We start from the raw sequence: 22,824 nt of genomic DNA, 5'->3' as shown, positions 1-22,824 counted from the left end.
CCCCCCCCCCCCCCCCCGACCCTCGGAGCTGCGCGCTCTCAGCCCTGGGTGAAGACGTACGGCGCCTCGTAGCCGTTGTCGGATCCGTCGATGTAGAACTCCAGCTCCATCGAATCGATCTCGCCGTGCGGCACCCCGAAGCCCATCTTCACCTCCAGGCTCTCGCCCGCGGGAACTGGCTCGAAGCCGAGGGCGCCGCTGTAGTCGCCGCCGTCGAAGATGTCCTCGCAGCTGCCACCGGAGTAGGAGCACTCCACCAGCGGGAACCCGGGATCGAACGACGAATCGCTGTCATTGGTGATGGTCACGACGACCTCGGCGATCTCGCCATTGGTGGCCTCCGCGCCCACCGCGTAATCCGGAACAGTGGCCTCGCCCACCGACACCTGCATCGACACTCCCTCAGTGAGGGTGACTGCCTCGCCCGAGGCGGCGTCCGGCTCAGCATTCGGCTCCTCCACAGGAGCCGTGTCCTCCGGGTCGGCCTCGCCGGCGGGGTCGGTGTTCGGTCCGCCTGGTGCGGTTGGCACGGTCGGTGCCTCGGCGGCCTCGGAATAGGCGGATTCAGCCTCGTTGACGATGTTGACGCTCCAGATCGAGCTGAGGATCACGAAGATGATCGACAGCAGGATCGACAGGGCGCCGAGGATCAGCCCGGTGAGACTCAGGCCCTTGTTCGAGGCTCTGCCCTTCTTCGCGGCGTTGAGCCCGACGATGCCGAAGATCAGGGCGAGGACGCCGATGACGAATGCGATGATCCCCAGCACGGGGCCGACGAACGGAATCAGGCCGAGGAAGGAGCCGAGCAGCGCGAGGATGCCCGCGACCAGGGCGAGAACGCCCCAGATGTTCTTCTCCTTGGGGTTGTCACCGCCGTAGCCGTAGCCGCTGCCGTAGGCGCCGTACTGGTGGTCCGCTCCGTACGCGGGTGTGAACTGGTCGGATGATCCCTGCTCGTAGGCTCCCGCGGTCTGGTAGGCCGGCGGCTGCTCACCATAGCCACCCGGCTGCGAACCGTACTGCGGCTGACCGTAGCCGGACTGGTCCCCGTAGCCGGGCTGGCCCCCGTATCCCCCGGGCTGCTCACCGTAGCCGCTCGGCTGTGAACCGTACTGCGGCTGACCGTAGCCGGCCTGGTCGCCGTGATCTCCGGGCTGCGAACCGTACTGCGGTGCCTGGGGACCCTGGTCCGAGCCGCCGTACCGGGAAGAGCCGCTCGAGTCGTCTGCACCGCCGTAGGGGTTGTTCGGATCCGAGCCGTAAGGATGGGATGAAGACATCTGAGAAGTCCACTTCTCTTGCAGGGGAATGTGTCTGACTTGTCCAGCCTAGCGGCTCCGGGGCGAGCGGCTCAGGGGAGCGCGTTGCGAAACGAGCACATCTCGACCACCGCGCCTGCCCGCCGCACCCGACGTCGGCGACTGACCCGCCGCGTCACCGACCGGTCGCCGCGTCACCGGCCGGCACTGTCATGTGAATGAGCGAAGTGCCGGATGTGAACATCCGGCACTTCTGTCGTGTGCGCGATACTGGGATCGAACCAGTGACCTCTTCCGTGTCAGGGAAGCGCGCTACCGCTGCGCCAATCGCGCTCGTGCCACCGGAGTGGCTGTGCACTGAAGGCCCGAAGGCCTTCGTGCGCGATACTGGGATCGAACCAGTGACCTCTTCCGTGTGAAGGAAGCGCGCTACCGCTGCGCCAATCGCGCCCTGCCCGCGAACGGGCCGAACTGAGGTGGAGACGGGATTCGAACCCGCGTATACGGCTTTGCAGGCCGCTGCCTCGCCTCTCGGCCACTCCACCGTGAGACGGTTTTGACCTATCCCCGAGCGGACGACGGGATTCGAACCCGCGACCCTCACCTTGGCAAGGTGATGCTCTACCAGCTGAGCCACGTCCGCACTGCCGCCGGATTTCCCGGCAACGAGAAATCACTCTATCCGGTTCCCGCCGCGATGCCAAATCCTCTGGTGGTGACGGTCGTCACAGCTTTCGCCTGCCGGTTTCAGCGTTCTTTCACCGGCGATTCATACACTGATTCCGTGAGCGCACGCAGGAGCCGACCAGCCGGATGGCTGTCTCGTCATCACAAGCAGGGCCGACCCTGGTTCCGCCGCATCCGCCTGAGCTTCCTGCGCTGGCGCGCCGTCACCCTCCGGAATCCGCGGACCGCATTCCTCTACAAGTGGTTCGTCGGATCGCTGGGTGCCCTCATCATCGCCGTGGGGCTCATCATGGTCCCGTTCCCTGGTCCGGGCTGGCTGGTGGTGTTCCTCGGCGTCGCCGTCATCGCCTCGGAGTTCGAGTGGGCGCGCACGCTCCTGCTCTGGGGACGCGCCACGCTCTATCGCTGGACCCGGTGGCTCGCGCGCAGCCACTGGTCGATCAGCGCGTCGATCGGCCTGCTGACGTTTGCATTCGTACTCGGCGTGGTCTGGGTCAGTCTGCGCGTCGTCGGAATCCCGGAGTGGGTGCCCGGCTGGGTCGTCCCCGGCTGGCTCGGCCTCGACTGATCCCGAAACGCACCTCAGCAGGCGACGTCTCAGCAGCCGGCGCGGATCTGGTCAACGGCGACGCGGATCGCTCTTCTCGAGCAGAGCGAGTTCCACCTCGGGGTCGAAGGTGCCGCGGGGCCATTGGAGGTCGAGGTCCTGCAGCCGGTCGATCAGCAGCCGAACCACCGCCCATCGCGAGTACCACTTGCGGTCGGCGGGCACCACGTACCACGGGGCGCTCTCGGTCGAGGTCCGCTCCAGCAGGTCCTGGAACGCCTCGGTGTACTCATCCCAGTCCCGCCGGTCCTCCAGGTCTCCGCGCGAGTGCTTCCACTGCTTGTCGATGCGCACGATGCGGTCTCGCAGGCGCTCGGCCTGCTTCTCGGGCGAGATCGTGAGCATCACCTTGATGACATCGACTCCGCTCTCGGCGAGGCCTTCCTCGAACTCGTTGATGACGTCGTACCGTTCCTGCCAGACCCTGGGCGGCGTCAGGCCCCGCACCCGCGGGACGAGGATGTCCTCGTAGTGGGAGCGGTCGAAGACGGCGATCGTCCCGAAGCGCGGCAGCTTGCGGTAGATCCGCCACAGGAAATGGTGGGCGGCCTCTTCTTCGGTGGGCACTCCGAATGCAGCAGTCACCACCCCGTGAGGACTGACCGCGCCGGCCACATGCCTGACGATGCCGCCCTTGCCGGAGCTGTCACGCCCCTGCAGGACCAGCACAAAAGCCCTCTTGAGCCCGCCCGCCTTGGTGTTGGCGAAGAGGCGCTCCTGCAGATCCTTGAGCACCGCGTTGTCGAGGTCATGGGCGGCCCTGCCGTCGGCCTTGTCGCCGCTGAAGCCCGGCGTGGATTCCGCATCCACCGCCGCGAAGGACTGACCGGGCCGGAATTCCAGCAGCTTCGCGAGCTCACCGGGAGCGGCCTGCTCGACGTTGTCGGCCAGCCGTGGCACCTCGGCCGGTTCGATGATGGTCATCTCTCCTCCTGGCTCGCCAGCGCTGTCAACCGCGACAGGCACCGAAGGTACTTCTTCTTGTAGCCGCCGGCCAGCATCTCGGGAGTGAACACCTCGTCGAGGCGGACGCCGGAGTTGTGGATCTCGACGTTCCGATCGTACATCCGGTCCACCAGTGCCACGAAGCGCAGGGCGACGCCCTCGTTGTCGATGGTGTCGACACCGTCCCACAGCACTTCGTCGACGTCGCCGAGCATTCGGCCGTAGCGGGAGGGATGGACTGTCGCGAGATGATCGAGCAGCACGGGGAACTCGTCGCGGGCGACGACTCCCGCGGCGGTTGCGGCGCACTCGTCGAGCCGTGCCCGGGTCACCGGCGCCGGCGGTGTCGGCGCACCGCGGTGCCGGTAGTCGTCGCCGTCGATGCGCTGGACCGAGAACTGATCGGCGAGTGCCTGGATCTCGCGGAGGAAGTCCTGAGCGGCGAATCGCCCCTGGCCCAGCGCGCCGGGCAGCGTGTTGGACGTCGCGATGATCTTCACACCGGCATCGGTGAGCTCCCGCATGAGGCGAGACATCATCACCGTGTCACCGGGATCATCGAGCTCGAACTCGTCGATGCACACGAGCTTCATCGTCGAGAGCTGGTCCCGGGCCCGCTGGAAGCCGAGCGCTCCGATCAGATTGGTGTACTCGACGAAGGTGCCGAAGGTCGCCGGCTTCTCATGCGCGTGCCACGCCGAGGCGAGGAGGTGGGTCTTGCCGACCCCGTACCCGCCGTCGAGGTACACGCCCTTGGCAGCGACCTGCCTGCCCCCGAAGAGCTTCGACAGCAGACCCTGCTTGGGGGTGCGGGCGGTGAAGTCCCGAAGTGCGTCGCGGGCCTCGGACTGCGAGGGCTGCGCCGGATCAGGGCGGTACGAGTCGAACGAGACGTCTTCGAAGTGCGGAGGCGGAACCAGTCCGGTGATCAGCTCCTCAGGAGAGACGCGCGGGTTCCGGTCCGTCAGCTGGACGATCTGCAGGGTAGTCACAACGTCCAAGCATACAAAGCCGGACGTCCGCACCCGAGCGGGGCGGACCCGAAGATCGACCCGCTCGACAGGATTCGGCAGCCGCGCCCGATTCGGCAGCCGGGTCCGATTCTGCAGCCGGGTCCGATTCGGCAGCCGCGTCAGGAGAAGTCGAAGCCGAGGCGGCCGAGCTGCTTGGGGTCACGCTGCCAGTCCTTCGCGACCTTGACATGGAGGTCGAGGTAGATCGGCGTCCCGAGGAGCGCCTGGATGCCCTGGCGGGCTCGCGTGCCGATCTCCTTGAGTCGGGCGCCCTTCCGGCCGATCACGATCGCCTTCTGGCTGGGCCGCTCGACGAAGATGTTCACGTGCACGTCCCACAGCGGGCTGTCGTCCGGCCGCCCTTCCCGGGGATTCATCTCCTCGACCTGCACTGCCAGCGAGTGAGGCAGCTCATCCCGCACGTCTTCGAGCAGCGCTTCCCGGACCAGCTCCGCCACCATCACCGATTCCGGCTCGTCGGTCAGGTCTCCGTCCGGGTAGAGCGGCGGTGACAAGGGCAGGAACTTCGCGAGCACCTCGTCGACGGTGTCGACCTGGAAGTCGTCCTTCGCCGACACCGGCACGATCTCGGCGAAGTCGCCGAGCTCAGTGACCGCCATCAGCGCCGCGGCGACCTGCTCACGCTCGACCTTGTCGACCTTGGTGAGCAGCGCGACCACGGGAGTCCGGGAGGCGACCTGTCCGAGCTGCTCGGCGATGTAGCGATCGCCGGGCCCGATCCTCTCATCCGCGGGCAGGCAGAAGCCGATCACATCCACCTCGGCCAGGGTGGACACGACGAGGTCATTGAGCCGCGCCCCGAGCAGGGTGCGCGGCCGGTGCAGGCCGGGGGTGTCCACGAGCACCGTCTGGTGGTCGTCACGGTGGACGATCCCGCGAATGGTGTGGCGGGTGGTCTGCGGCTTCTCCGAGGTGATGGCGATCTTGGCGCCGACCAGTGCGTTGGTCAGGGTCGATTTGCCGGTGTTGGGACGCCCGACGAAGCAGGCGAAACCGGCCTGGTGGTCTTCGGGCACATCTGTCCGGAACATGCTCATGATGGCGCTCCATCCTCTTCCCTGGTGACTGTGAGATGCGTGATGCGGTGCCGCCGTCCCTGCCCGGGCAGGGCCTGCAGGCGAAGGCCCGCGATGACGGCGGTCGAACCCTCGATCGGCACTCTGCCGATCTCCTTCGCCAGCAGTCCGCCGACTGTCGAGACCGTCTCGTCCTCGATCCGGACGTCGAAGTGCTCGGCCAGGTCCTCGATCTGCATCCGGCTGCTCACACGGAACACCCCGGGCTCCTGCTCGACGATGTCCTCGTCGGACTGGTCGTGCTCGTCGTCGATCTCGCCGACGATCTCCTCGACGATGTCCTCGATGGTGACGATTCCCGCGACTCCCCCGTACTCGTCGATCACGACTGCCACATGCCTGCTCTCCAGCTGCATCTGCCGCAGCAGCTCGTCAACGGGCTTGGTCTCCGGGACGAAGACGAGCGGCCGGGCGAGGTCGTCGACGGTCAGCTCGCTCTCGCCGGGGTGGGTGTGGAGGCGGCGCGCGACGTCCTTGAGGTAGAGCAGGCCGAGCACGTCGTCGACATCCTCGCCCACCACCGGGACGCGGGAGAATCCCGAGCGCAGGAACAGCGACATGGCTTTGGGAAGCGTCGTGCCGCTGGCGACGGTGACGAGATCCGGTCGCGGGACCATGACGCGGTGGGCGCGGGTGTCGCCGAGGTTGAACACGCTCTGGATCATGTCCCGCTCCTCCTCCTCGATCACCTCCGACCGGTCCACGAGATCGCGCAGCTGCTCCTCAGTGACGAAAGGTCCGTCTCGGAACACCTTGGCGGGAGTCAGCATGTTGCCCAGCCACACCAGGACGCGGGCGACCGGACCCAGGCCTGTGCGCAGGCCGGTGATCAGCCAGCCCAGCCCGAGCGACACGGACAGCGAGCGACGCCGGCCGATGGTGCGCGGAGACACTCCGGCGATGACGAACATCGCGATCGAAGCGGTCAGCACGGTGAACAGCACCATCTGCCATCCGACGCCGAGCACTCTCATGTACGCCATCGCGACGAACACCGTGCCCATCGCCTCGAAGAACTGCCGGAGGAAGGTCAGCACGTTCACGTGGGTCGGCAGGTCGTCGAGGATCCGGGCCACGTGCGCGGCACCGCGCTGGTTCTCGGCGACGGCGTCGGCGACCTGATGGTGGGAGACGCTCGACACCGCCGCCTCCCCGGCAGCCAGCAGCGCAGCGCCCGCCACGCAGACGAGTGCGAGCACGAAGAATCCGACCGTCACCGCTCAGTCCTCGGTCGGTTCCGGAACGGACGTCCGGCCGGGCTCCCGATCCGCGAACCAGGTCAGCAGGAGATGCCGCTGGAGGCCGAACATCTCCTCCTTCTCCTGCGGCTCGGCGTGGTCGTAGCCCATGAGGTGGAGCAGTCCGTGGGTGGTCAGCAGCAGGATCTCGTCGCTGAGGGAGTGCCCGGCCGTGACCGCCTGGCGTGCGGCGACGCCGGGGCAGATCACGATGTCGCCGAGCACCCCGTCGACCTCGTCGCCCGGTGTCAGCTCGTCCATCGGGAAGGACATCACATCCGTGGGCCCCGGCAGGCTCATCCACTGCTCGTGAAGCGCGCTCATCGTGTCCTCGTCGGCGAACCGGATGTAGACCTCCGCGGCGGGGTGGATGCCCATCCGGTCGAGCACATGCGCGGTGAGCTCCTCCACCTCCGTCAGCGAGATCTCGAACTCCGTCTCGTTGCCGACCTCGATGCTCATGAGCGGACCTCACGCGGCGGGCGGCTCTGGGTGTCGGCAGTCGAGTTCCACAGGTCGTAGGCTTCGACGATCGCGGAGACGAGTGCGTGACGAACCACGTCTTTGCTCGTCAGCGTGCAGAACTCAATGTCCTCGAGGCCGGACAGGATGTCCTGGACGACCTTGAGTCCGCTCCGGGTCGACCCGGGCAGGTCGATCTGGGTGGTGTCGCCGGTGACGACCATCCTGGAGTTGAAGCCGAGCCGGGTGAGGAACATCTTCATCTGCTCGGGTGTGGTGTTCTGAGCCTCGTCGAGGATGATGAACGCGTCGTTGAGGGTGCGGCCGCGCATATAGGCCAGCGGCGCCACCTCGATGGTTCCCGAGTCGAGCAGGAGCTTGATCCGGTCCGGGTCGATCATGTCGTGGAGCGCGTCGTAGAGCGGCCGTACGTACGGATCGATCTTCTCGTCGAGTGTGCCGGGCAGGAAGCCCAGCTTCTCACCGGCCTCGACGGCGGGTCGGGTGAGGATGATGCGCGAGACGTCCTTGTGCTGCAGCGCATTGACCGCCATCGCCATCGCCAGGTACGTCTTCCCGGTGCCGGCGGGCCCCAGCCCGAAGGTGATCGTGTGGTTGCGGATCGCGGTCACGTACTGGTGCTGGCCGTAGGTCTTCGGGCGCACGGTCCGACCGCGGGAGGACAGGATGTTCTCCCCCAGCACCTCCGAGGCGCTGGCCCCCGGCACGTCCATGGTGTGCACCCGCCGGACGGTCTCCACATCGATCCGGTGCCCGGCGTTCGCCAGCTTCTTGAGCTCGCCGATGGTGGCCACGAGCGCGCCCACTACGTCCTCGGGGCCGCCGATGGTGATATCGCGCTCGCGGCAGTGGATGTCCGCCTCCGGCGCGAGCGCCTCGAGCTCGCGCAGGTTGGCCTCTGCCGGGCCGAACAGCGCAACGAGGTCGATGGTGTCGGGGACTGACAGGCGGACCTGCGTGGTGCGGGAATCGGAGTTCAGTGGGTGTCCTTTCGGGCTGCGATGTCAGGAGATGCTGTGTCCACCGCAGTCATCCTATCGGCCGGAAGCGTGATCGGCGGCACTGTCGGCGTCATCCCAGCGTCCCAGCAGGAGCTGACACAGCGCCAGCCCCACCGGGCCGGCCGACGAGGCGCGCAGCACCGTGTCGCCGAGCCTCACCGGCAGCGCTCCGACCGCCTCGAATGCGGTGATCTCCTCCGCGGAGATGCCGCCCTCGGGACCGACGACGAGGATCAGGCGCTCGACATCCTCCGGCGCCGCGGCGACTGCGGCCGGCAGCCGCACCGTTGCCTCCTCGTGCAGGACCAGCACGTGGTCACCGGTGCCGAATCGCTCGCGCAGCGCATGCCCGCGCGCCAGATCGTGCAGCAGCGGCACCCGAGCGCGGCGGGCCTGGAGCGCAGCCGCCTGGAGGGTGTTGGCCCATTTGGCTGCCATCTTGCCGTGCTTCTTGGCCGGCCAGTCCGCGATCGACCGAGCGGCCGCCCACGGAATCACTTCGTCGACACCCACCTCGGTGGCGGCCTCGATGGCCTGCAGGTCGCGCTCCTGCTTGGCCAGTGCCTGCACCAGGACGAGCCGGGGCCGAGGCGCCGCCTCGCGATCGACACCGGTGACGGTGACCGTGAGCGAATCCGGTGCCGCTTCGGCGATCGTGCCCGTCACCCGGGTTCCCGACCCGTCGATGAGCTGCAGGTCCTCCCCGGCGCTCATGCGGCGCACCCGGACGGCATGCCCGGCCACCTCCGAGCCGCAGTCGAGCAGGACGCCGATCCGGGCCTGCTCGAGCCCCGAGGCGAAGAAGACAGGCAGGGTCACCGGCCGGAGAACTTCTCGCGGATGCGGCTGAAGGGTCCGCGCGCGTGGTTGCCGACCAAGGGCTCGGGCTCGACCTCGTCCCGCTCGGCGGCGAGCTGCTCGAGCAGCTCGCGCTGCCGGGCGTCGAGCTTCGACGGGGTCTGCACGACGATGGTCACGAGCAGGTCTCCGCGCGAGCTGCGACGCAGGCGCGTGGCTCCGAGTCCGGGCAGGCGCTTGACGCTGCCCGACTGCAGCCCGGGCTCGATCTCGACCGGCTGCGTCCCGTCGAAGGTCTCGATCTCGATGGTCGAGCCGAGTGCGGCGGCGGTCATGGGGACGGTCAGTGTGCACCGGAGGTCGTCGCCGTCGCGGCTGAAGACCTCGTGCTCGGTGACGCTGATCTCGATGTAGAGGTCGCCGGCCGGTCCACCGCCGGGCCCCACTTCGCCCTGTCCGGCGAGCTTGATCCGGACTCCGTCGGAGACTCCGGCGGGGATTCGGACCGGCAGGGTCCGCTCGGCCCGCACCCGTCCGTCTCCGGCGCAGTTGGGACAGGGGTCGGTGATGATCGTGCCGTAGCCGCCGCAGTTGTTGCAGGTCTGGTTGGTCACCATCTGCCCCAGCAGAGTGCGGGTGATCTGCTGGACGCTGCCGGAGCCGTGGCACAGGCTGCAGGTCTGCACCGAGGTTCCCTCCCGGGTGCCCTCGCCATGGCAGGTCTCGCACACCTCGGCGGTCACCAGGGAGATGTTCTCCGTGCCGCCGAACACAGCGGTCTCCAGGTCGATCTCCACGTCGATCAGGGCGTCCTTGCCGCGGCGCCTGCGGGACGCCGGCTGCGTGCGGCCACCGCCCATGCCGCCGCCGAAGAAGGTCTCGAAGAGGTCGGAGAAGCCCCCGAAGTCCGCGCCGCCGAAGCCCTGGCCCGAACCGGAGCCGCCCATGTCATAGTTCCGTCGCTTGCTGGGGTCCGACAGGATCTCGTAGGCGACCGCGACCTTCTTGAAGTCCTCTTCATGGCCGGGGTTGACGTCGGGGTGCAGCTTTCTGGCCAGCTTGCGGTAGGCCTTCTTGATCTCGTCCTCCGAGGCTTCGGGGGACACGCCAAGAGTTTCGTAGTGGTTGCTCACTTATGTCCTTTGCTATTCCGAGAGAATCACGGAGACGTACCTGGCCACGGCGCGCACCGCCGCCATCGTGGTCGGATAGTCCATGCGAGTGGGGCCCAGCACGGCGAGCTTCGCCTCCGAATCGTCGGTGCCGTAGCCCGTCGCGACCACGGAGGTCGAGGCGAAGGACTCCACCGGGTTCTCGCGTCCGATCCGCACACTGACCCGTCCGGTCTCAGCAACCATCGACGTCAGCAGCTTCAACAATACGACCTGTTCCTCAAAAGCCTCCAAGAGCGGACCGATGTGCTCGCCGAAGTCACGTCCGGAGCGCGCGAGGTTGGCGGTGCCGGCCATCACGAGACGGTCCTGCCGGGAGGACCGGGCGAGATCGACGACGACCTCTGAGATCGCCGACGCCCACTCACGCAGCTCCGGAGCGACGCTGATCCGCTCCAGTGCAGAGCCGACCCGGCTCAGCCGAACCTGGTGGAGCGCGTCATTGAAGGCGTCGCGCAGCGCTGCGATGCCGGCCTCGTCCAGTGGACTGCCGGCGTCCACGATGCGCTGCTCGACCTGGCCCGAATCGGTGATGAGGACCACAAGCAGCCGGTGGGCGGCGAGATCGACGAACTCGAGATGGCGGACTGCGGTCGTGGTCGCCATCGGGTACTGCACGACCGCGACCTGGTGGGTCAGCGACGCCAGCAGCCGCACGGTCCGGTCGAGCATCTCGTCGATGTCGACGGGACGCTCGATGATCCGTGCGATGGCGCGCTTCTCCGCGGCCGACAGCGGCTTGACATCATCGATCCGGTCGACGAACTCCCGATAGCCCTTGTCTGTGGGAACCCGGCCTGCGGAGGTGTGCGGCTGGGCGATCAGCCCCTGCTGCTCCAGCGCGGCCATGTCATTGCGGATGGTGGCGGGCGATACCTGAAGTCCGTGCCTCTCGACGAGGGCCTTCGAACCGACGGGCTCGTTCGTGGCGACGTAGTCCTCGACGATCGCGCGAAGCACCCGAGCTCTGCGCCCCTCATTCATCCGTCCTTCACCCCCTGGCACTCGACACATATGAGTGCCAATTCTACGCGCGTGCCGGAACTGACCAAAACCACCCCCTGCCGCAGCACCTCTCTGCCGGTTCAGCGCCTTCCTCCCGGTCCGGCGCCCCCGTCCGACTCTGCACTGCTCGTCACCGCTCAGCCGACACGGCGCCGCCTCCCCGAGACACACGGCCGGCGACGAGACCGATGTGCCCGACCGGCGGCCCCAGCCGTGGCTACAGTGACGGCATGACCTATTCAGACCCCTATGGGCGGGACGTTCTCAGCGGCGCCTCTCCCACCGCTCGCCGCCGCCCGCAGTCCCGCGAAGTCCCGGTTGCCCCGGGCCTTGTCGTCGAGGACGCCGAAAGCGGCTGGGTCGGCGCCGTCGTCGGATTCGAGAAGACCTCGGTCGGCCACGTCGTCCACCTCGAGGACCGGCGCGGTCGCAGACGTCCCTTCCCCCTCGGCCCCGGCTACCTCATCGACGGCAAGCCGGTGGCGCTCACCCGGCCGCAGGCCAAGCGACCCGCCGCCCGGGCCCGCACCGCCTCGGGATCGGTCGCGGTGCCCGGGGAGCGCGCGCGGGTGGCCCGCGGTTCGCGCATCTGGGTCGAGGGAAAGCACGACGCCGAGCTCGTGGAGAAGATCTGGGGAGACGATCTGCGGATCGAGGGAGTCGTGGTGGAGCCGCTCGGCGGCCTCGACGACCTCCCGGAGAAGCTCGCCGAGTTCGGGCCCGATCGCTCCCACCGGGTCGGCGTGCTGGCCGATCACCTCGTCGACGGCTCCAAGGAGACCCGGATCGCCGAGGCGGCACTCGCCGACCGACGCAACTCCGGGGTGGTGCACATCATCGGGCATCCCTACATCGACATCTGGCAGGCTGTCCGCCCCGGGGTGGTCGGGATCCGCGAGTGGCCCGAGGTGCCCCGCGGCGAGGACTGGAAGACCGGCGTCCTGCGGCGCATCGGCTGGCCGGCGAATGACCACCGGGACGTCGCGCGCGCCTGGCAGCGGATCCTGCGGTCGGTGACGACGATCGCCGACGTCGAGCCGGCGCTGTCCGGCCGCGTCGAGGAGCTCATCGACTTCGTGACCGTCGAGCAGACCGGCTGAATCCGTCAGCAGGCTGCCGGATCGGGGAACGGGCAGCTCGCGCCGGTTGTCGTGGCGGCTTCGCCGGCCGGAGGAGTCAGCGCAGCGACCAGCCGTCCGGACCGGGCTCGCGCCGGTTGTCGGCACCTCTCAGCCGGCTGGAGGAGTCATCGACCACCGGATGTGTCTAAATCGGTACACCAGCGCAGTGCATCCGCGGTGCACCTCGCATAACGTTGACTCTGTCGCATCATGCGCAGGCAATTCTCTGAAAGGATCCCCATGTCGCAGCAGCCTCACGACGAGCAGAACGGCCGTCCCATGCCGCCCACCTACGGCTCCGGAGCACAGTCTCCGTACGGTTCGCAGCCCGGCGGTTCGCAGCCCTACGGCTCTCAGCCGGGCGCGCAGTCGTACGGCGCTCAGCCCGGTGGAGCGCAGCCGTACGGCGCCGGCGCGCAGCCGCCGTACGGCTCGGGTCCTCAGCAGCCATACGGTTCCGCCCCCCAGCAGCCCTACGGCGCTCAGCCCGGACAGCCGTACGGCGCCTCCCCGTACGCGCAGCAGCCGGGTCGCCCGGCAGTGATCCCGGGTCAGCCGCTTCCGGAGAACGCCTATGGCGAGGGATCGGCAATATTCTGGCAGCCGACCGACTCCGAGCGCCAGGCCGCGATGTGGACGCACATCGGCGCGATCTTCATCAGCTGGCTCATGCCGCTGATCATGTTCCTGGTGAAGAAGGACGAGTCCGCCTTCGTCCGCGAGCACGCCCGGCAATCGCTCAACGCCCAGATCATGAACACCATCGCGATCATCGCGCTGACCGTCATCGTGACGATCATCGCGGTCCTCACCCTGGGAATCGGCGGGCTGCTGACACCCCTCATCTACGCGCCGTGGGTCTTCTACACGATTCTGGAGATCATCGCGGCGGTCAAGGCGAACAAGGGCGAGGGCTACCGCTTCATGCTGGCCCCCGACATGGTGAAGTGATGCCGCAGCGCGCGTGACCGGACACGGTCACGACGGCCCGCGGCGCAGCATCGGGTCCGCCTGCAACGCCCATGCAGCCTCAAAGACGCCCACCAGTGCGCGGGGGGGCGTCGTCGTGTCGGGTGCGGGGCGCCTCGTCAGGGTTGTGACGTTCCCCGAGGGCATCGTCGTGTCGGGTGCGGGGCGCCTCGTCAGTGTTGTGACGATCCCCGAGGGCATCGTCGTTTCGGGTGCGGGGCGCCTCGTCAGTGTTCCGGCGCTCGGCACGGGCGTTGTCGCAGTCGCGATCAGATGACGAAATCGGTGAGCCGGCGGACCATGTGGTCCGCGAGCAGCCTGCCCTGCAGGGTCGGTGTCCAGAAGCCGGCGTCCGCCTCGGCGGGGTCGAGCAGGCCGGAGTCCTGGAACTCCCGGATGAGACCTGCGGAGCTCTCAGGCAGCGAATCCAGCAGCAGGCCCCTGTGGATGCGCGCGCCGAGCAGCAGGCGTTCGATCTCCCGGGTGGTGTCGTCGAGCACTTCCCGGCCGACTGCCGGCGACCGACCCGCCCGCAGCCTGTCCGACCAGGCGCGCGGGTGTTTGGCATTCCAGAACCGGACGCCGCCGATATGGGAGTGCGCCCCCGGGCCGTAACCCCACCAGTCGGCATTGCGCCAGTAGGCGAGGTTGTGCTCGCACCGGTGCTTCTCATCGATCGCCCAGTTGCTCACCTCGTACCAGCCGAATCCGGCACTGGCGAGGAGTGCCTCGGCCAGTTCGTACTTGTCGGCCAGATCGTCCTCGTCCGGCATCGGCAGCTCGCCCCGGCGGACCTGCACTCCCATTCGGGTGCCCGGCTCGACGATCAGCGAATAGGCCGAGATGTGGTCGGGACGGCAGGCGAGGGCGGCTTCCACGCTGGTGTGCCAGTCCGTCAGGCTCTCCCCCGGCGTTCCGTAGATCAGGTCGAGGCTGACGTCCAGACCGGCGTCCTTGATCCACTGCACGACCTCGGGAATCCGCTCCGCCTCATGGGTCCGGTCGAGTGTGCGCAGCACGTGGGGAACCGCGGACTGCATGCCCAGAGACACGCGCGTGAAGCCGGCGTCCGCGAGCGCGCGGACATAGGCCGGGCTCAGGGTATCGGGGTTCGCCTCGGTGGTGACTTCCGCCGCAGAGTCCAGCTCGAACCGCTCCCGGATGTCGCCGAGCACTCCTGCCAGTTCCTGCGCATCCAGCATCGTCGGAGTGCCGCCGCCGAAGAAGATCGTCGACACCGCGCGCGGTTCGAGCTGTGCTCGTCCCATGACGCCCAGCGAGAGATCGAGCTCAGCGGCGACGGTGGCCCGGTAGTCGCTGCGGGAGGCGCCGGGTCCGAGCTCTGTCACCGTGTACGTGTTGAAGTCGCAGTAGCCGCAGCGCGTTCGACAGTACGGCACATGGACGTAGAGGCTCAACGACCGATCCGCTGCGCCCCCGGCGACCTGCGGCGGCAGGGAGCCATCGGCGGGCGGAGTCTCTCCATCAGGTTGGGCGGGCATCTGAATATGGTTTCACACTCGCGAAGAGCGAGCGCCGGCACCTCTCCGGGGCCGACGCAGGCTACTTCTTGTCGGAGGTCGGAGCGTCGGTCGAGAGCGCGGCGATGAACGCCTCCTGCGGGACTTCCACGCTGCCGACCATCTTCATGCGCTTCTTGCCCTCCTTCTGCTTCTCGAGCAGTTTGCGCTTGCGGCTGATGTCGCCGCCGTAGCACTTGGAGAGCACGTCCTTGCGGATCGCCCGCACGGTCTCCCGGGCGATGATCCGCGAGCCGATGGCGGCCTGGATCGGCACCTCGAACTGCTGGCGCGGAATCAGCTCCTTGAGCTTGCCGACCATCATCACGCCGTAGGAGTACGCCTTTTCGCGGTGCACGATGGAGGAGAACGCGTCGACCGGGTCTCCGTGGAGCAGGATGTCGACGCGGACCAGATTCGCCGTCTGCTCGCCGTCGTTGTCGTAGTCGAGCGAGGCATAGCCCTTGGTGCGCGACTTGAGCTGGTCGAAGAAGTCGAACACGATCTCCGCGAGTGGCAGCCGATAGCGCAGCTCCACCCGATCCTCGGACAGGTAGTCCATCCCCAGCATCTGACCGCGCTTGGACTGGCAGAGCTCCATGACGGTCCCGACGAAGTCGCTGGGGGTCAGCACCGTCGCCCGGACCATCGGCTCGCGGACCTCGCGCACCTTGCCGTCCGGGAACTCCGAGGGATTCGTCACCTCGTGCTCGGTCCCGTCCTCCATCGTGACCTGGTAGACCACGCTGGGTGCGGTGGAGATGAGGTCGAGGTTGAACTCCCGTTCCAGCCGCTCGCGCACGATTTCCAGATGCAGCAGGCCCAGATAGCCGCAGCGGAATCCGAAGCCGAGCGCGACGGAGGTCTCCGGCTCGTACACCAGCGCTGCGTCGTTGAGCTTGAGCTTGTCGAGCGCGTCGCGCAGCACGGGAAAGTCCGAGCCGTCGATCGGGAAGAGTCCGGAGAACACCATCGGCTTCGGATCGCGGTACCCGCCGAGCGCCTCGGTGGCCCCGTTCCGAGTCGTCGTCACGGTGTCGCCCACGCGCGACTGGCGGACGTCCTTCACGCCGGTGATGAGGTAGCCGACCTCGCCGACTCCGAGACCCTTGCTGGGAGCCGGCTCCGGGGACGAGACGCCGATCTCCAGCAGCTCGTGCGACGTCTGCGTCGACATCATGGTGACCTTGTCCCGCGGCGACAGCTGGCCGTCGACCACCCGCACATAGGTGACCACGCCGCGGTACGTGTCGTAGACCGAGTCGAAGATCATGGCCCGCGCGGGCGCCTCGGGGTCGCCCTCCGGTGCCGGGACCTCGGCGATCAAGCGGTCGAGCACCGCCTCGACGCCCTCACCCGTCTTGCCCGAGACCCGGAGGCAGTCGTCCGGATCGGTGCCGATCAGATTGGCGAGCTCCTCGGCGTACTTCTCCGGCTGAGCCGCGGGCAGATCGATCTTGTTGAGCACCGGGATGATCGCCAGGTCGTTCTCGAGCGCCAGATACAGGTTCGCCAGCGTCTGCGCCTCGATGCCCTGGGCCGCGTCGACCAGCAGCAGCGCGCCCTCGCAGGCAGCCAGCGAACGGGACACCTCATAGGTGAAGTCGACGTGGCCGGGCGTGTCGATCATGTTCAGCGCGTAGGGCGTGTCCCCCACGGCCCACGGCATCCGCACGGCCTGAGACTTGATGGTGATTCCGCGCTCACGTTCGATGTCCATGCGATCGAGGTACTGGGCCCGCATGTCGCGGGGCTGCACGACTCCGGTGACCTGCAGCATGCGGTCGGCCAAGGTGGATTTGCCGTGGTCGATGTGCGCGATGATGCAGAAATTGCGGATCAGCTCCGGCGGGGTCGCTGCGACCGCGATCCGGGAGGCAGCGGAATCACTCACCTGAGGGGCCATGAACGTGTGTTCCCTTTCTTCTGGACCAGACCCCTATTCTTCCACACGGCGCACCGGTCGGACCCACCAGCGCGACGGTCGGACCCACCAGCGCGGGGGTCAGGCCAACTAGACTGGCACCCATGCCCGATCAGCCCCCGGCTCCCGAGCCGCTGGCGGTCATGTGCTTCAATCTCCGCTACCCGGCTCTGGACCGCAATCCCTGGCACCGTCGACTGCCGGAGGCAGCTGCGCTCATTGCGGACGCGTCCCCGCATCTGATCGGCACTCAGGAGGGCGTCCTGAAGCAGCTCAGCAGACTGACCGAGGCGCTGCCGGCCCGGTACGCATGGCTGGGTGAAGGGCGTCAGGGCGGCGACGCAGGCGAGTTCACCGCCGTCATCTACGATTCCGAGCGCATCGCTGTCGATGCGGTCGCAGTGCGATGGCTCTCGGAGCGCCCTGCTGCTGCGGGTTCGATCTCGTGGGGCGCACGTCATCCGCGCACCGTGACCGTGGTCGACTGCACCGACACGGAGAGCGGAACGCGGATCCGATTGCTCAACACCCACCTCGACCACAAGTCTGAGCGGTCCCGGCACCGTTCCGCGGAGGCGCTGCGTGACCTCGCTGCGGAAGCCTCCGGCGAGGTGCTGGTCACCGGAGACTTCAACGTCGCGCAGGGCTCGGAGGTCCACCGGATGCTGACCTCGGGACCGCTGCTGTCCGACGCCGTTGAGACCTGCCCCGCCGCGGATTCGGACATCAGCACCTTCCACGGGTACCGAGGACCGAAGCGGGACAACCAGCGCATCGACTGGATACTCCACTCCCCCGGACTGGTGCCGATCCGCACCGCCGTCAACCTCCATGGCCGCGGGCGTCAGTACCCCTCCGATCACTTCCCCGTGCAGGCCGATTTCACGGTCCCCGATGCCCCGCCGGGGCGGGACGGCCGTGCCGGCTGACCGCACGGTTCCCGAGGCGTCGCCCGCGCGGGATGACCAGGCCGCTTGACTGCACAGTCCCCGAGGCGTCGCCGGCCCGGGATGACCAGGCCGACGGCCCAGCGCCGAACTGTAGGCTGGAGCTCATGGTCCTGAAACGATTCGCCCAGCAGGCGATGCGCGCCGGAGCGCGCCGAGCCGCTGGTTTTGTCACCCGGAAACTCGCCGATCCCGAGGCCCGCAGCGCAGTGACCTCGCTGCTCACCGGACAGCAGCCGACGCGCACGCTCAGCAAGCAGCCTGTCTCGCAGGCTGAGTCCCGGGGCGGGAGGCCGGGCCGCCGGCAGTCGTCGAAGAATCAGCCTTCGAAGCAGTCGGAGCAAGCACGTCCCCCAGCCGAACGGCCTGCAGCAGCCGCTCCCATCGGCGCGGATCCTCGCGGCGGAGAGTTCACCCCGGCACGGCAGGCCTCACGCACTCGTCCCCGGCAGAACTTCCCTCGTCGGCCGTCCGGTGGCTACCCGGGCGACTACGTCGGCCGGGTTCGTCCCGTGTACTCCCCGGACCTCGACGGTGAACCGGATCCCGGGGAGATCGTCTGGGGCTGGGTGCCGTTCGAGGAGGACCACAAGCGCGGCAAGGATCGGCCCGTGCTGATCATCGGACGCGACGATCGCTGGCTGCTGGCGCTGATGCTCACGAGCAAGGACAACGTCCCCGGCGCCGTCGGAGAAGTGTGGGAGGACGAGCACGCCCGCTACATCAACATCGGAGCCGGCGACTGGGATTCTCAGCGCCGGCCTTCCGAGGTGCGGCTGGACCGGGTGGTGCGCATCAGCGATGACGCCGTCCGGAGGGAAGGCTCGGTCATGCCGATGGAGCTGTTCTCGCGGATCGTGTCCGAGGTGCGGCCCGGCTGATTTCCGTGTACAGTTGACCGCTGTGTGTTCGCCGCGGTGCGTGTCTCACCGAGGTCGGGCGAACATACACCCGAGAGCCGCAGCGGAACGCGTGTTTCCCCGCGCCTTCATGACCAGGCTTCCGGGAAGCCCTCACGACCACTGAAGATGACTCACACGAAAGAGTGTTGAACTTGGCAAACATCAAGTCACAGATCAAGCGGAACATCACCAACGAGAAGGCGCGACTCCGCAACAAGGCGGTTCGCTCCGAGGTGAGGACTGCTGTCCGCGCCGTGCGCGAGCGGGTCGCGGCCGGCGACGCCGCTGAGGCACAGGCCGCCCTCAAGGTTGCTTCGCGCAAACTCGACAAGGCTGTGTCGAAGGGCGTGCTGCACAGGAACAACGCGGCGAACCACAAGTCGAAGCTGGCCAAGCAGGTCAACGCCGTCTGACGTTCGTGCCATTCGCACAGCGGGGCCGCTGCTCATCCTTGTGAGCAGCGGCCCCGCTGTTTCTGATGAACCCGCCGCCCGTCGCCGCCAGTGAGCTCGCCGCCCCCGCTGTTTCCGAAGAACTCGCGGCCCCGCTGCCGCTAGTGGACCCTCGCCTGCGCGCAGACAGTCGTGACCAGGCGCTCCACCGCGTACACCGGGTCTCGACCCGCGCCTTTCACGGCTTCGTCAGCCCGCGCGGCTTCCAGCATCGCCCGGCCCAGCGCCACGTCGTTCCACGAGCGAAGATCGCGGCGGGCGCGATCCACCTGCCAGGGCGCCATCTTGAGCTCACCGGCGAGCTGACCCGAGCTGCCACCCAGCCCCTGGACCCGAGCCATCGAACGGAGCTTGAGCGCGATCGCCGCGACCAACGGCACCGGATCCGTCCCCGTGGCCAGCGCGTGACGCAGCAGCGAGAGCGCCTCCGACGTGCGTCCGGCGACCGCCGCATCAGCGACTTTGAACCCGGTCGCCTCCACGCGACCCCCGTAGTAGCGGTCGACGATGTCCGCGGTGATGGTCCCCGAGGTGTCCTGGATGAGCTGCTCGACCCCGGCGCTGAGTTCGGAGAGGTCAGCGCCGAGGGCGTTCATCAGGGCCGTCATGGCCGCCCGCTCCACGGTCCGACCCGCGGCCTTGAACTCTGCGGCGGCGAACGCCTGCCGGTCTCCTTCGCTCTTGAGCACCTGCGCGTCGATCCGCGGGTAGCCGGCCTTGTCGATCGCAGTCAGCAGCTTCGAGCCGCGATTGCCGCCACTGTGCCGCAGCACGACGACGGCGTCCTCGTTGACCTCCTCGACGTAGCGCAGAGCGTCCTTGAGGAAGTCATCGGAGCATTGAGCGACCGCTTCGACGATGACGAGTTTGCGGGTGGCGAACAGCGACGGTGCCGCCGCCAGCAGCAGGTCCCCTGCCTCGTAGTGGGCTGCGTCCAACCGGGTCGTCTCCAGATCCTTGTGCTTCCGGCAGGCCGTCACGATCTTGTCCTGGGCCTTGCGGATGAGCACGGCCTCACCACCGGAGATCACCACGACCGGCGCCGGCTTGGCGCGATTCCACGGGATCAGCTTCTGCTTGGGTGCCACGGCTGTACTCTACCGGGTGCCTCGGACCGGGCCCCAGCGCTGCCGGGCACCTCGGACAGGGCCCAAAGCTGCCGGGTGCCTCGGACCGGGCCCCAGGGCTGCCGGGCATCTCGGACAGGGCCCAGCGCTGCCGGGCGCCTCGAATGCGGCTGAGGATCGGCTCAGCCTTCGCGGACCGTCGGGTGGACGACCGGAACCGCGCAGCCGACGCGCTTCTCGGTGACGCTCACCTGAAGTCCGGCGTCGATGGCAATGGTGCCGCACTCGTCCGTGCGCAGGACGGGGACCCGGGCAAAGGCCTCGAGGCTCCGGCTGCTCGGATGTCCGTAGGAGTTGTCTGCGCCGACCGAGACGATCCCCAACTGCGCGTCAGCGGCGGCATAGAAGTCCTCGCTGAGATCGCCGGAGCCATGATGGGGAGCGATCAGGACATCGGCCGGTGACAGCCGAGGCGCCAAGCGGCGCTGCTCGGCCTCGCCGATATCGCCGGGGACGATCATCGTCAGCTCCGGTGTCACAACCCGGACCACCACCGACATCGCATTCGACTCCTCGGAGTCACCTCGTGCCCCGGGCTCCGGCCACAGCACCTCCCACGACACCTCACCGAAGCGGAAGACGTCGCCGGCGGCGACTTCGGTGACTGGCACATCGGGCACCCGCTCCTCCATTGCGAGAGCCCGCCGGTGCTCGCCGGCCGACTCCGAGCGCTGGACAGAACCGAGAGAGCGGCCCGTCAGCACACCCGGGTAGCCGGCCGAGTGATCAGCGTCGAAATGGGAGATCAGGAGGTGCACTGTCTGCGCGCCGGCCTGCGCGAGGCAGCCATCGACAGTCTGCCGTTCTGGTCCCGTGTCGATGAGCAGCACGTGCCGGTCCGGAAGTCTGACCACGGTCGCACTGCCCTGCCCGACATCACACACCAGCACCCGCCAGTCCCCGGGAACCTGCCGATGCAGCACGGGAACCAGCGTGCCGACGACCAGGCACGCAATGATCACGGCGGATCCCACCGGCAGCGCGCGTCGGTGCCGGACCAGCACCGCCACGGCAAGACCTGCGGCCATTCCGACGGCGAGCACGATCCCTGTCGCTCCGTGCGGCCACGGCCACACGGCAGCGGGCAGATTCGCACCGACCCGAGCCAGCCGCGCGATCCACCACGCGCACCAGCTCGCTGGAGCTGCGACCACCCCACCCAGCAGCCCGAACCACTGGGCGACGGAGTCCGGCGGTGAACCCGGCAATGCGAGCACCCCGGCTTCGACGGCGCCGAGCAGCAGGACCAGCAGACCGAGCACAGTCGCCGGTGCCACCAGCGGAGCCGCGAGGATGTTGGCCGGCACGGCCCAGGCGCTCATCGTCCCGCCGATGCCCAGCAGCACCGGAGTCACTCCGATCTGCGCCGTGATCGGGACCGCCAGCGCTGCCGCGGCGAAATAGGGCACGCCGAATCTGACCAACAGCTCCGTGAGCCGCGGTGCCGCCGTCACCAGCGCGGCCGTCGCCGCCACCGACAGGTGGAAGCCAGGACTGGACGCGAGGCTCGGCTGGTAGATGAGCACACCCATCACGGCGGAGGACAGCACCGCCAGCCCGCGGGTTCCGCTGCCGCGGAGAAGCACCGCGGCCCCGACCAGCCCCATCGCCGCAGCCCGAGTGACGCTGGGCTCGGGGCCGACGACGAAGACGTAGGCCGCAGTCACGGCGACGGCGGTGCCGAGTGCAATCAGCCGCCTCGGCGTCACCCGCGCCACGAGCCACATGACGGCCAGAGCGACGATGGTGATGTTGGAACCGGATACCGCGGTCAGGTGCGACAGCGACACGGTCCGCATGTCCTCCTCGAGGCCCGGCGCGAGCCCTCCCGTCTCCCCCACGACCAGCCCCGGCACCAGCCCGGAGCCGTCATGAGCGGCACCGGACGCGACGACGAGGAACTCCCTCACCGTCGCGCGGAGCCGCCAGAGACGGGCCGGTTCGGACGTCGGTCGCGCTGAGTCGACGAAGGCCGAGGCGCCGGCCGTGTCGACCCGCACCTGCGCCCGCAGCTGGATGCGGGTTCCAGCCGGCGGCAGCGGCTCCCGCGAGATCACCGTGACCTGTCCGATGCCGGTGTCCGCCGCCGCCGTATGGGAGCCGGACGGCCCCGCTCGCGGGTCGGTGAGCACGATGGCGGCACCCGAGTAGTCCTGCGGCTCGCCCGGCACTGTGGTGCGCGCTGTGCTCACGCCGGTGCCGGCCGCCCCCGCGATGAGGACGACCGATAGCACCCACTGCGACCATCCAGGCGGTCGTCCAGCCCGACCGACCGCAGACGGGCGCCCTGGATTCCTCGGGGACCGGCCGACAGCGTCTCCGTGAAGTCGCTGTCGCGTTCGATGGCGATCCGCGTCCCGGCGGTGCACCGGCTCTCCGCGACGCCTCGCGCTGCTGCGGCGAGCCGCGAGCATCGACGATCCCGCAGCAGTGACCAGCCCGATATTGAGGGCCAGGAGGACATCGGCGCCGGGGATGAGCGCGACGATCCAGGCCCACCCCGCGGCGATGAGCAGCCTCAGGGTGCCCGCCCGGCCCATCATCCACACAGCTGCCG

General features: G+C 68.3%; 21 protein-coding genes, 4 tRNA genes and 1 pseudogene. 7 read left to right on the top strand and 19 right to left on the bottom strand.

The features are described 5' to 3' along the window. Positions 1-38: 38 nt before the first annotated feature. From LXN01_RS03660 to LXN01_RS03640, 5 genes are all read right to left on the bottom strand, one after another. Positions 39-1,280 carry a DUF308 domain-containing protein gene (locus tag LXN01_RS03660; RefSeq protein ID WP_236863212.1) on the bottom strand — a complete coding sequence of 414 codons (1,242 nt, stop codon included), beginning with the start codon at positions 1,278-1,280 and terminating at the stop codon, positions 39-41. A 240-nt stretch (positions 1,281-1,520) separates the two neighbouring features. Next, positions 1,521-1,592, bottom strand: a tRNA-Val gene (locus LXN01_RS03655). 45 nt (positions 1,593-1,637) lie between these two features. Beyond that, positions 1,638-1,709: transfer RNA gene (locus LXN01_RS03650), tRNA-Val, on the bottom strand. 24 nt (positions 1,710-1,733) lie between these two features. Further along, positions 1,734-1,804 (bottom strand) — tRNA-Cys (locus tag LXN01_RS03645). Between the two features lie 25 nt (positions 1,805-1,829). Continuing rightward, positions 1,830-1,902, bottom strand: a tRNA-Gly gene (locus LXN01_RS03640). Between the two features lie 141 nt (positions 1,903-2,043). Between LXN01_RS03640 and LXN01_RS03635 the strand changes: the two genes are divergently transcribed. Further along, entirely contained in the window at positions 2,044-2,514 is a 471-nt protein-coding gene (locus LXN01_RS03635) for a PGPGW domain-containing protein (protein WP_236863211.1), read from the top strand. Between the two features lie 51 nt (positions 2,515-2,565). On the opposite strand, the gene LXN01_RS03630 is transcribed toward LXN01_RS03635, so the two are convergent. From LXN01_RS03630 to hrcA, 10 genes and pseudogenes are all read right to left on the bottom strand, one after another. Continuing rightward, positions 2,566-3,477 (bottom strand): PPK2 family polyphosphate kinase, encoded by a 912-nt coding sequence (locus tag LXN01_RS03630; RefSeq protein ID WP_236863210.1) that lies wholly within the window; start codon positions 3,475-3,477, stop codon positions 2,566-2,568. After that, complete coding sequence (gene zapE / locus LXN01_RS03625) at positions 3,474-4,490, bottom strand: cell division protein ZapE (protein ID WP_236863209.1); 1,017 nt, start codon at positions 4,488-4,490, stop codon at positions 3,474-3,476. Before zapE ends, LXN01_RS03630 begins: the two co-directional genes overlap by 4 nt. Next, positions 4,487-4,621: pseudogene (locus LXN01_RS16470) on the bottom strand (hypothetical protein); the annotation flags it as partial. The pseudogene LXN01_RS16470 and the gene zapE, both read right to left, overlap by 4 nt. Before the next feature lie 9 nt (positions 4,622-4,630). Beyond that, positions 4,631-5,569 carry a GTPase Era gene (gene era, locus LXN01_RS03620; RefSeq protein ID WP_236863208.1) on the bottom strand — a complete coding sequence of 313 codons (939 nt, stop codon included), beginning with the start codon at positions 5,567-5,569 and terminating at the stop codon, positions 4,631-4,633. Next, on the bottom strand, positions 5,566-6,825 hold the full coding sequence (locus LXN01_RS03615) for a hemolysin family protein (RefSeq protein ID WP_236863207.1): 1,260 nt from the start codon (positions 6,823-6,825) through the stop codon (positions 5,566-5,568). The genes era and LXN01_RS03615 overlap by 4 nt, the downstream gene beginning before the upstream one ends. 3 nt (positions 6,826-6,828) lie before the next feature. Further along, positions 6,829-7,308 (bottom strand): rRNA maturation RNase YbeY, encoded by a 480-nt coding sequence (gene ybeY / locus LXN01_RS03610; protein ID WP_236863206.1) that lies wholly within the window; start codon positions 7,306-7,308, stop codon positions 6,829-6,831. Continuing rightward, positions 7,305-8,135 carry a PhoH family protein gene (locus LXN01_RS03605; protein WP_425547682.1) on the bottom strand — a complete coding sequence of 277 codons (831 nt, stop codon included), beginning with the start codon at positions 8,133-8,135 and terminating at the stop codon, positions 7,305-7,307. Before LXN01_RS03605 ends, ybeY begins: the two co-directional genes overlap by 4 nt. A 228-nt stretch (positions 8,136-8,363) precedes the next feature. After that, positions 8,364-9,149, bottom strand: a complete 786-nt coding sequence (locus LXN01_RS03600) for a 16S rRNA (uracil(1498)-N(3))-methyltransferase (protein ID WP_236863205.1) — start codon at positions 9,147-9,149, stop codon at positions 8,364-8,366. Further along, positions 9,146-10,261: a molecular chaperone DnaJ gene (gene dnaJ / locus LXN01_RS03595; protein ID WP_236863204.1), complete on the bottom strand. Its 1,116-nt coding sequence runs from the start codon at positions 10,259-10,261 to the stop codon at positions 9,146-9,148. The genes LXN01_RS03600 and dnaJ overlap by 4 nt, the downstream gene beginning before the upstream one ends. Before the next feature lie 12 nt (positions 10,262-10,273). Beyond that, positions 10,274-11,284, bottom strand: a complete 1,011-nt coding sequence (hrcA, locus tag LXN01_RS03590) for a heat-inducible transcriptional repressor HrcA (protein WP_236863203.1) — start codon at positions 11,282-11,284, stop codon at positions 10,274-10,276. A gap of 251 nt (positions 11,285-11,535) precedes the next feature. On the opposite strand from hrcA, the gene LXN01_RS03585 reads away from it, so the two are divergent. The 3 genes from LXN01_RS03585 to LXN01_RS03575 all read left to right on the top strand — a co-directional run bounded on the left by LXN01_RS03585 (position 11,536) and on the right by LXN01_RS03575 (position 13,672). Continuing rightward, positions 11,536-12,405 (top strand): DUF3097 domain-containing protein, encoded by an 870-nt coding sequence (locus LXN01_RS03585; protein WP_236863202.1) that lies wholly within the window; start codon positions 11,536-11,538, stop codon positions 12,403-12,405. Between the two features lie 261 nt (positions 12,406-12,666). Further along, positions 12,667-13,377, top strand: a complete 711-nt coding sequence (locus LXN01_RS03580) for a DUF4870 domain-containing protein (protein WP_236863201.1) — start codon at positions 12,667-12,669, stop codon at positions 13,375-13,377. 145 nt (positions 13,378-13,522) lie between these two features. After that, on the top strand, positions 13,523-13,672 hold the full coding sequence (locus LXN01_RS03575; RefSeq protein ID WP_236863200.1) for a hypothetical protein: 150 nt from the start codon (positions 13,523-13,525) through the stop codon (positions 13,670-13,672). On the opposite strand, the gene hemW is transcribed toward LXN01_RS03575, so the two are convergent. Both hemW and lepA read right to left on the bottom strand, forming a co-directional pair. Beyond that, complete coding sequence (gene hemW, locus LXN01_RS03570; RefSeq protein WP_236863199.1) at positions 13,665-14,897, bottom strand: radical SAM family heme chaperone HemW; 1,233 nt, start codon at positions 14,895-14,897, stop codon at positions 13,665-13,667. The two genes, LXN01_RS03575 and hemW, sit on opposite strands and share 8 nt — an antisense overlap. 61 nt (positions 14,898-14,958) lie before the next feature. Beyond that, the gene (lepA, locus tag LXN01_RS03565) at positions 14,959-16,821 is read right to left on the bottom strand and encodes a translation elongation factor 4 (RefSeq protein WP_236863198.1); all 1,863 of its coding nucleotides are present in this window, start codon (positions 16,819-16,821) and stop codon (positions 14,959-14,961) included. A gap of 122 nt (positions 16,822-16,943) precedes the next feature. Between lepA and LXN01_RS03560 the strand changes: the two genes are divergently transcribed. From LXN01_RS03560 to rpsT, 3 genes are all read left to right on the top strand, one after another. After that, a complete protein-coding gene (locus tag LXN01_RS03560) occupies positions 16,944-17,768 on the top strand; it encodes an endonuclease/exonuclease/phosphatase family protein (RefSeq protein ID WP_236863197.1) in 825 nt (274 codons plus the stop codon). 125 nt (positions 17,769-17,893) lie between these two features. Beyond that, a complete protein-coding gene (locus LXN01_RS16080) occupies positions 17,894-18,667 on the top strand; it encodes a type II toxin-antitoxin system PemK/MazF family toxin (RefSeq protein ID WP_272902172.1) in 774 nt (257 codons plus the stop codon). Positions 18,668-18,840: 173 nt separating this feature from the next. Further along, on the top strand, positions 18,841-19,101 hold the full coding sequence (gene rpsT, locus LXN01_RS03550; RefSeq protein WP_236863196.1) for a 30S ribosomal protein S20: 261 nt from the start codon (positions 18,841-18,843) through the stop codon (positions 19,099-19,101). Between the two features lie 140 nt (positions 19,102-19,241). On the opposite strand, the gene holA is transcribed toward rpsT, so the two are convergent. Both holA and LXN01_RS03540 read right to left on the bottom strand, forming a co-directional pair. Then, entirely contained in the window at positions 19,242-20,228 is a 987-nt protein-coding gene (gene holA / locus LXN01_RS03545; RefSeq protein WP_236863195.1) for a DNA polymerase III subunit delta, read from the bottom strand. 161 nt (positions 20,229-20,389) lie between these two features. Further along, positions 20,390-22,501 carry a ComEC/Rec2 family competence protein gene (locus tag LXN01_RS03540; protein WP_236863194.1) on the bottom strand — a complete coding sequence of 704 codons (2,112 nt, stop codon included), beginning with the start codon at positions 22,499-22,501 and terminating at the stop codon, positions 20,390-20,392. Positions 22,502-22,824: the final 323 nt, after the last annotated feature.

It is taken from the genome of Brevibacterium daeguense (assembly GCF_021729135.1).
GTDB classification, from domain to species: domain Bacteria; phylum Actinomycetota; class Actinomycetes; order Actinomycetales; family Brevibacteriaceae; genus Brevibacterium; species Brevibacterium daeguense.
Note: the sequence above shows the minus strand (reverse complement) of the source record. Positions and strands in the feature narration are given on the sequence as shown.

What these genes read in the sequence shown, in the direction of transcription:
- LXN01_RS03660 (WP_236863212.1), bottom strand. Translation starts at nt 1,280, where the DNA reads ATGTCTTCATCCCATCCTTACGGCTCGGATCCGAACAACCCCTACGGC.
- LXN01_RS03630 (WP_236863210.1), bottom strand. Translation starts at nt 3,477, where the DNA reads ATGACCATCATCGAACCGGCCGAGGTGCCACGGCTGGCCGACAACGTC.
- era (WP_236863208.1), bottom strand. Translation starts at nt 5,569, where the DNA reads ATGAGCATGTTCCGGACAGATGTGCCCGAAGACCACCAGGCCGGTTTC.
- ybeY (WP_236863206.1), bottom strand. Translation starts at nt 7,308, where the DNA reads ATGAGCATCGAGGTCGGCAACGAGACGGAGTTCGAGATCTCGCTGACG.
- hrcA (WP_236863203.1), bottom strand. Translation starts at nt 11,284, where the DNA reads ATGAATGAGGGGCGCAGAGCTCGGGTGCTTCGCGCGATCGTCGAGGAC.
- LXN01_RS03585 (WP_236863202.1), top strand. Translation starts at nt 11,536, where the DNA reads ATGACCTATTCAGACCCCTATGGGCGGGACGTTCTCAGCGGCGCCTCT.
- LXN01_RS03580 (WP_236863201.1), top strand. Translation starts at nt 12,667, where the DNA reads ATGTCGCAGCAGCCTCACGACGAGCAGAACGGCCGTCCCATGCCGCCC.
- hemW (WP_236863199.1), bottom strand. Translation starts at nt 14,897, where the DNA reads ATGCCCGCCCAACCTGATGGAGAGACTCCGCCCGCCGATGGCTCCCTG.
- lepA (WP_236863198.1), bottom strand. Translation starts at nt 16,821, where the DNA reads ATGGCCCCTCAGGTGAGTGATTCCGCTGCCTCCCGGATCGCGGTCGCA.
- LXN01_RS03560 (WP_236863197.1), top strand. Translation starts at nt 16,944, where the DNA reads ATGCCCGATCAGCCCCCGGCTCCCGAGCCGCTGGCGGTCATGTGCTTC.
- LXN01_RS16080 (WP_272902172.1), top strand. Translation starts at nt 17,894, where the DNA reads ATGGTCCTGAAACGATTCGCCCAGCAGGCGATGCGCGCCGGAGCGCGC.